The organism is Psychrobacter sp., from assembly GCF_036731945.1.
Lineage (GTDB): Bacteria > Pseudomonadota > Gammaproteobacteria > Pseudomonadales > Moraxellaceae > Psychrobacter.
In genome coordinates this window covers 23,893-32,367 of record NZ_DAINDI010000019.1, presented here as the reverse complement: position 1 = coordinate 32,367, position 8,475 = coordinate 23,893, and the positions used below count along the sequence as shown (strand labels likewise).

The window sequence follows — 8,475 nt, the reverse complement described above, 5'->3', positions numbered from 1 at the left end:
CGCGGTGTTGGGTCTGCACTGGTTAAGCATGCTTTAAACTACGCGCAGGATAATAATAAAAAAGTGGTGCCACAGTGCTCGTTTGTCGCCTCATATATTGATAAAAACCCTGAATATAAAGGGTTGCTTTAAGCTTAACAAAACAAGCCAATGATAGATAAGGCTTTATAATAGTAACTATATAGTAGTAATTATGCTATAAAAGCCTTATCTTGGTTTAAGCGCTAAAACGTACGACTACCCTCCTATTTATCTGACGATAATTATTATATTTTTGCTTGCAATGATGTAATAAAGACAATCAGAATTAGGTGGGTTTTTTGTCCTATGTGCTTTTTGTCATGACATTGGGCAAGAGAAGATATGTAAAGTGAAATAAAAACCCGCAAACTGCTAACCCTCCCTAATAATAATAAAGGATATCACCATGAGTAGTTTATCTAACCAACAAATCGACTTACAATTGGAAGACTTGGCTGGCTGGCGGCGCGACGGCAATAGTATCGTCAAAAGCTATCATTTCAACGATTTTATTGAAGCGATGAGCTTTATGAATCAAGCCGCTTTTTATGCCGAAGCGCTCGAACATCACCCTGAATGGAGTAATACTTATAACGTTGTTGATGTACGCCTGACCACGCACGATACGGGTGGTATCACAAGCCTAGATATTCGCCTTGCAAAACGTATGGAACATATTATTCAGCCTAAAACTTTCTAGAACCGCATAAGACGTTTGGCATTAAAGGTAATCAAAATAGTCCAATCTTAGCCATAAAAAAAGTCCTCAATCGAGGACTTTTTCTTATTACTAGTATGGAAGATTACGACCTAAACAGTCACTGTTCTCTATTACATACGGCGACTAACAAATGCGACAATGAATAGAATTACAGCAATGGCTAGTAGGATATAAGCAAAGTTTGCCGATAGACCAGCGACACCGCCAAAGCCTAGGAAACTTGCAATCAACGCGATTACCGCAAAAATAATGGCCCAACGAAACATAATATTCTCCTCAAATTATGGTTAGAAACTAGATATACAGCTAGCAGTTTTGGTTATTAATGAACTTTCTATCTATCAACCGTTTTACCACTGCACTCTTTTCTTCCTGAAAATCTTCTTTTTGTTTTGATACAACTTATTACTGCGTACGAATATAGATTAGCAATGATTTTCTCTAAAGAACGTTCATTTTGGTAATAATGTCGATAGGTTATGTAAACTTTGTAGCAAATCTTACCATTTTTAAGTTTTTACTTGGCTTTTCAAGACTTATGTGTAGAGATAGTGAATAATTACTTAAATTCGCTTATTTTTATGACAAAATCTGCTATAAACCTAAATCGGCTACTTTCTGCAGATTACATATCTAATGTCAGTTGCATAATGAATAAAAACAGCTATTTAGCAATTTCACAATAATCGCTATTTAATAAGGAAAATAACCATGAATACGGAAAACTCAAACGATACAGCGGCATCAAAACAAGCATCAACAAAACAAGCGCTCAAAAACCCTATTAACAATCGTCCTTATGCGGTGGTTTTGTATGGTGCGACCAGTTTTGTGGGTCAGATTACGGCGCATTATTTAACAGAATTTTTGTCGAATGCTAAAAATAAAAATGGCGAGCATGTCACGTGGGCGATAGCTGGTCGTGATGAAGAAAAGCTCAATGAGCTACAGTCTAATCTTGCTAGCAAAGTCGATATAATCATTGCCGATAGTAACGATGCGGCTAGCCTCGATAAGATGACCAAGCAAGCCCAAGTTATTATCTCAACCGTTGGTCCTTACCTAAAATACGGCGAGCCATTGATCAAATCTTGCGCCAATAATGGTACCGATTATGTCGATCTAACTGGCGAAGCGATATTTATCAAAGATATGATGGATAAATATCAGGACGCCGCCAAGCAAAGCGGTGCACGTATCGTCAACTCATGTGGCTTTGACTCTATTCCGTCGGATTTGGGCGTATATTTTACCCAACAGCAAGCGGAAGAGAAATTTGATAGCACCTGCGATGTGATTCATATGCGCGTCAAAGCGGCAAAAGGCGGTTTATCTGGCGGCACGATTGCATCGATGGCGACGATTTTTGAAGAAGTTGGTCAAGACAAATCACGCCGTAAGCAAGTGGCAAACCCTTATTTGCTCAACGATGACAAAGATGCACCAAACGTGCGCCAAGATAATGTCAGCAAGCCAGAATACGATGAAGAGCACAAACGCTGGCTGGCACCATTTGTCATGGCCAGTATCAATACCCGCATTGTGCATCGCAGTAACCAACTGCTTGGCTATGAATATGGTCGCGACTTTAAGTATGACGAAGCGATGTGGATGAAAGACGGTATAAAAGGTAAATTATCAAGCTACGCGATGAGCGCAGGCTTAATGGGTTTTGCCACCGCCATGATGATTAAACCAAGCCGCGAGCTATTATCTAAACATGTGCTACCTAAATCTGGCTCGGGTCCCTCTAAAGAAGAGCAAGAAAACGGCTACTTTGATATTCGCTTGTTTGGTGAAACCGCCAACAACGACGTCATCAATACCAAAGTAACTGGAGATAAAGACCCAGGTTACGGCAGCACCTCGCGTATGTTGGCACAAGCAGCTTTATGTCTCGCGCAAGATATCAGTAAAGACGATGTCGGTGGTGGTTTTTGGACACCTGCTTCAGCGATGGGCGATCGTTTAATTGAACGTTTACAAGAACATTCTGGTCTCAGCTTTGAAGTAGTAGAAGATTAATAGCAACCATAGCTAAGATTAAAACGAGATTTAGTTAATTTAGTACGACTTTAACTAAGTTAGTAACGACCGCTTCTTGGTAGCAAGAGGCGGTTTTTTATCACCAATATTATTTACCCCCTTGCTTATTGCATTTTAGACAAATGTTAACAAACGATAAAAGCGTATTTCTTTAGTAAACGATGTTGCCCCTTTGCCATTTTTCAATACATTAAGCTACACATTTCCAGACTAATGTCACAGCCATATTGCTATAACTCACGTAGGATTAAACAGGTTATGGCACGGACTTTATAAACCAAGCCTAAGTTCAATGAGCCCAAAGAGACATATTAACAATAACTACATTAATAACAACTAAGAGGGAATAACTATGAAATTAAATGTATTAACAGCCGCAGTTTTAACATCCGGTGTCGCCATGTTTGCCAGCACCGCCAATGCCGGTATGACGACTGATAACCATGGTAACGTTGGTTATGACAGCTACGATGAATGTGTGATGGCAGTCAAAGACGGTTCAGCGAAATTTTATACGCCTTATACTTACCAAAAACCAAAGATGCAGGCAGGCGAAGCATCGATTAAAAAGATGCGTTTGTCTGAGGTCATGATTCCTCAAACCGTGGTCAATAGTAATAATTTACAGGCTAGTGATTATTCAGCTGGTGCTTGTGATTTAGGCGTTGGACAGTCAAATGGTCGCTATGGTGTCTCAGGCGCATTAGTGGGTAAATACGTGCCTATCGCTGCTGATATGCCTGTCAACGTTTATATGGACAAAGCCGGTAATCCGGTACGACTCAGCATGCAGCAGTGCGACAACCACTTTGGTGCTAAATTCCCCACCCCTGTTGTCAGTGAAGCTAAAGATACTGAAGCGCCAGCTCCAGAACCTCAAGTTGCGATCACTGAAGAGCGCAGTATGGAGCCAGTCGTTGTCGAAACTACCCGCGTTATCCGCCCTGCTAAGTATCGTGTAAAAGAAGTCATCATTGCGCCGGAAGACCAAATTAAACGCGTTAATACCGCAAGCGGTACAGCAATTGCGGTAGAAGATGGAGCTAATCGCGCCGTCATCGTTGGTGAAGAGGCAGATAGCAGCGTCCTTGAAGATACCGAAATCAGCCAAACCTTCCCTGTGATTCGCGTGCCGGACAATAATACCCAGCAGCGCGTGGTCGATCCAAGAACTGGTAAATATGTGATCGTTGAATAGAATGTTGATAATTAAGTATTAACCATACGGTCTTTAAAATTAGAAAGGAAAGCAAAATGTCTTTTTTGCTTTCCTTTTGTCGACCCTGACAATAAAGCTACAATAGTTGCACAAACTCACCTACAAACATCGCTCTGTGAGAGTTTTAATCGATGCGCTACTGAACCCATGGTTATTTAGTTGCTATTCTCCTATTAGATTTTTATCACTGACCCAGTTCAGCTTATAAAACTCTTTAACCAAATCAATCATGATAATCGTTCAATGGTTATCATGATTTTATTTTGTCTATAGGTTTAATGTTAGATATATTAAATATATAAATGCGAAATACTAAATGAATTGGTATAGCAATTTTATTTTATACAACAATACTCAATATAAGTGTCAAGTTTAAAACCCCTTAAACTGACATTATAAGATTGTAAATTAAGGAATGGATTAATGAAAAAAAGTACTCTATCTTTATCTTTACTTATGGGAGCAGCGCTTACTATCCCAAGTTTGGCTATGGCAGCCCCTACTGATAGCGAAGCAGTAGAAGATGCAGCCACTGCAACCACCCTCGAAGCTGAAGGCACTGCTACAAATGAAGTCGCAGCCGATCACTCTAATCCATTTCAGTTAAGCGAAACTCAAACGATCAAAAGAGCACAGGTTAATAATCTTGCTAGCCAACAGCCAATGACTACTGAGCTACAAGCTGAGCAAGCGACAATTCAAAATACCATGCAAGAAGACATGCAGGCACAACAAGCCGCAATACAAAATCCAGAAGCAGCAATGCAGCAACAAGCCATGCAAGATGATGAAGCAGCGATGCAACAAGATTTGCAGCAAGCTATGCTAGATGAAGAAGCAGCCCTACAAGAAGAAGCGTTATCAGAAAACGAAGAAGATGCCGAGCCAACGCAAGCGCTATAAAACATAAATAGCGAAATCAACTTTAAAGAGAATCCTCCAATATATTCTCAATAAAAAAGGCAGCCAGATGGCTGCCTTTTTTGGTTAATCTTTATGATAAATATTATTTTTTAGTTTTAGTAACGCCAGCTTCCTGCAACAGCGCGCCAAGCGTGCCTATTTTATTAGGTGCTTCTTTATGAGATGCGCCTGCTTTCTCCACTCTAGGTGCTTTACGACGGTTGTTGGCATTATCTTTATCTTGACGATTGCCACGTGGTTTTGACGAACGCTTATCAGCCGCTGGACGACTATCACTTGGACGGTTGCTACGTGGACGATTGGTTTTATTCTCATTACCCGTACCTTCTGCAACTGACTTCGCAGCTGGGCGTACGGGTTTTTCAGATTCAGGCTTCATACTAAAGCCGATACGGCCGCGTTTTTCGTCGATAGAAATCACACGTACCGAGACGATATCGCCTGGTTTGACACGGTTCATCGGGTCAGCAACGAAGTCATTGGCCATCTGTGAGATATGTACAAGACCATCTTGGTGGACGCCGACATCAACGAAGCAACCAAAAGCTGTCACATTGGTCACTACGCCTTCAAGCTGCATGCCCTCGCTTAAGTCTTTAATACTATTGACGTCTTCACGGAAGTTAGCCGTTTTAAACTCAGGGCGCGGATCACGTGCAGGCTTGGCAAGCTCTTCGATGATGGCTTTGACACTGATATTGTCATCGTTAGCAGCAAGCGCAGTGGTATCGATGCTGTTTAGCACGCCATCGTTACCGATAACTTCTGGCAACGTTTTACCTGTTTGCTCAAGTAAGCTGTCAACCAACGCATAGCTTTCTGGATGCACGCCTGTCGCATCAAGAGGATTGCTACCGCCGTGCACACGTAAGAAACCTGCCGCTTGCTCAAAGGTTTTTACCCCTAAGCGTGGGACGTTCTTTAATGCTTCACGGCTATCAAAGGCGCCGTGCTCTTTACGATAGCTGACGATTTGCTGGGCGACATTTTTATTTAAACCAGCAATATGCGCCAAGATAGCAGGACTTGCCGTATTTACATCAACGCCAACCGCGTTTACGCTATCTTGGGTCACTTTATCTAGACTATCTGCTAATTGGGTTTGATTGACATCATGTTGATATTGACCAACGCCGATGGCTTTTGGATCTACTTTGACCAATTCTGACAATGGATCTTGCAAGCGGCGGGCGATAGAAACCGCACCACGTACCGAGACATCTAAATTGGCAAGCTCGTCACTGGCAAGCTCACTCGCCGAATAAACAGACGCGCCAGATTCATTAACGATAACGGCTTTGGCTTTTAATTCAGCATTGGCCGCCAAAATCTCTTTAATCATCGCATCTGTTTCGCGGCTCGCCGTACCGTTGCCGATAGCGACCAAATCTACATTATAAGTACTTAATAATTCATCGATGACTTTTTTGGCTTCATCCATCTTATTATCGGGGGCAAACGGATAAACGGTGGCGACAACAGGCTTTTCTTCGCCATCTAGCATGACATGGCCTTGGGCATCGACAATCGCCATTTTAACGCCATGGCGGATACCAGGATCCACACCTAAAATCACTTTACGGCCAGCAGGCGCTGCCATAAGTAAATGCTGTAAATTATTGGCAAATACATCAATCGCATCCGCTTCGGCGGTCAGACGCTTTTCCGTCAATAAACGATGCTCGATATGCGGACGCCATTTTTCTTTCCATAAGCTGGTCGCCGCCTCAACTAAAAACTCTTGACGTTCTGCTGGCGCTTTGGCATCAATCTCAAAATGCTTGATGATTTTTTCGATAAATGGCGCGTCTTCGCCTTCGATTTTAAGACCTAAAACGTTTTCTTGGCGACCGCGAAGCATCGCTAATAGACGATGATTTGGCAGACGCGCCAAACTTTCACTATGTTCAAAGTAATCTTTGAACTTCTCACCAACTTCGCGTTTTTCTTCACTAGCAACGCTCGATACGATACTCGCCGTTTTGGCAAAGCCACTGCGTAGATTATCGAGTAAGTCTAACGCTTGCGTCCATTCATCAACGATGATGGCTTGTACGCCTGCCAATTGCTTGTCGATATCGCTAAAATCGACTTCAATCTCATTACCACTATCATCGGTAATGCTAGATTGGACTTGATAGTCGGCAAGTGCTGCTGTCGGCGTAATCTCTTGCGTTAAGAGCGCTTGTGCGGCCACATCAAGACCAGCAGCGCGTGCTTTGGCCGCTGGTGAGCGGCGACGCGGACGGTATGGCAAGTAGATGTCTTCAAGCTCGAGTTTCGACGTCGCATTATCAATACGCGTCTGCAGCTCGTCAGTCAAATTGCCCTGCGTGCTCAGCAGCTCGGTGATTTTGAGGCGACGGGTTGCCATATCGCGCTCATAATTAAGCGACTTCTCTAAAGCTCGCAGCTGCGCATCGTCAAGATTTTGCGTTTTTTCTTTACGGTAACGGGCGATAAAAGGCACGGTCGCGCCCTCATCGTAAAGTTCGACAAACGCATTGACTTGAGCAGTCTTAATGCCAAGCGCGCGAGCAAGCTTGTCGTGAATATTCGCGTGTGTGGTTTCATCCAAAACCTGTGCATTTGTCGAGGTTTGAGATGGCGTTAAGGTATCAGTGCTACTCATAGACGTATCAATCGTTGAGAAATGTAGTTTTGCATTATAGCAAAAGCTGCATGAATAAAAATCCTTTTTATCTTTTCGTTATTTATCGCCTGTTTTCTAGCAAAAATCGTCTGATATCGTCCGTTCTTGTGCCTTGTTAAACAAACGCATACAGCATTTAGCATTATCATTGATGCAATTATTACAGCAATCTTATACACTAAAGTCTTAATCGTACAAATATTGCAGTTTACTACTGTACTGAACACTAGTTTGTTATATTTATTTATTTTTAGCAATCGATGGAATGGTTTTTAGCTAGCAGCACTAATATTGTTACCTTTATGGATGCTTTCCTGAATTCTATTTTTATTAACAAAGATATTCACCCTTGTATTTTTAATCATAATTTCTAGCAATAATAATTTTTATAAGAGGATGACTGTATGACAGATAACAACAGCCCTGACACCTTAAACCAGCGTATTTTGGTCGTTGATGACGATGCCCGCTTGCGCTCTTTATTGCAGCGTTTTCTAGAAGACGATGGTTTTGTCGTTCGTACCGCTCATGATGGCAATCAAATGGACAAATTGATGCAACGTGAGCTGTTCTCATTGGTGGTATTGGATTTGATGCTACCAGGCGAAGACGGTATTAGTATCTGTAAGCGTTTGCGTGAAGACAATGGCGATATTCCAATTATCATGTTGACGGCCAAAGGCGGCGACGCCGATCGTATCGCTGGCCTTGAAGCCGGTGCTGATGACTATTTGCCAAAGCCATTTAACCCAAAAGAGCTACTAGCACGTATCAAGGCGGTGCTGCGTCGGCAGAATCGTGAGCTGCCGGGTGCGCCAAGCCATCAACTTGAAGTGGTAGAGTTTGGACCCTGGACGCTTGATTTATCGACCCGTACCCTTAAACGTGATG

The 8,475-nt window shown here is 42.4% G+C and carries 8 protein-coding genes; 6 read left to right on the top strand and 2 right to left on the bottom strand.

The window, feature by feature from the left end; genetic code table 11:
* Together V7D75_RS05650 and V7D75_RS05645 are read left to right on the top strand one after the other, a co-directional pair.
* On the top strand, positions 1–132 hold a 132-nt coding region (locus V7D75_RS05650; RefSeq protein WP_333613774.1), incomplete at its 5' end, for a GNAT family N-acetyltransferase.
* Between the two features lie 295 nt (positions 133–427).
* Positions 428–721 carry a 4a-hydroxytetrahydrobiopterin dehydratase gene (locus V7D75_RS05645; protein ID WP_333613761.1) on the top strand — a complete coding sequence of 98 codons (294 nt, stop codon included), beginning with the start codon at positions 428–430 and terminating at the stop codon, positions 719–721.
* A 131-nt stretch (positions 722–852) separates the two neighbouring features.
* On the opposite strand, the gene V7D75_RS05640 is transcribed toward V7D75_RS05645, so the two are convergent.
* Positions 853–1,008 carry a DUF1328 domain-containing protein gene (locus tag V7D75_RS05640; RefSeq protein ID WP_068407724.1) on the bottom strand — a complete coding sequence of 52 codons (156 nt, stop codon included), beginning with the start codon at positions 1,006–1,008 and terminating at the stop codon, positions 853–855.
* A gap of 445 nt (positions 1,009–1,453) precedes the next feature.
* Between V7D75_RS05640 and V7D75_RS05635 the strand changes: the two genes are divergently transcribed.
* The 3 genes from V7D75_RS05635 (at position 1,454) to V7D75_RS05625 (ending at position 4,910) form a co-directional block, all read left to right on the top strand.
* Positions 1,454–2,767, top strand: coding sequence for a saccharopine dehydrogenase family protein (locus V7D75_RS05635; protein ID WP_333613760.1), 1,314 nt, complete (start codon positions 1,454–1,456; stop codon positions 2,765–2,767).
* 373 nt (positions 2,768–3,140) lie between these two features.
* Positions 3,141–3,986 (top strand): hypothetical protein, encoded by an 846-nt coding sequence (locus V7D75_RS05630; RefSeq protein ID WP_333613759.1) that lies wholly within the window; start codon positions 3,141–3,143, stop codon positions 3,984–3,986.
* A 444-nt stretch (positions 3,987–4,430) separates the two neighbouring features.
* Positions 4,431–4,910 (top strand): hypothetical protein, encoded by a 480-nt coding sequence (locus V7D75_RS05625; RefSeq protein ID WP_333613758.1) that lies wholly within the window; start codon positions 4,431–4,433, stop codon positions 4,908–4,910.
* A gap of 103 nt (positions 4,911–5,013) precedes the next feature.
* Here V7D75_RS05625 and V7D75_RS05620 read toward each other — a convergent pair whose 3' ends face one another.
* Positions 5,014–7,563 carry a Tex family protein gene (locus tag V7D75_RS05620; protein ID WP_333613757.1) on the bottom strand — a complete coding sequence of 850 codons (2,550 nt, stop codon included), beginning with the start codon at positions 7,561–7,563 and terminating at the stop codon, positions 5,014–5,016.
* Between the two features lie 425 nt (positions 7,564–7,988).
* Here V7D75_RS05620 and V7D75_RS05615 point away from each other — a divergent pair.
* The coding region (locus V7D75_RS05615) for a response regulator (RefSeq protein ID WP_333613756.1) at positions 7,989–8,475 on the top strand (487 nt) is incomplete at its 3' end.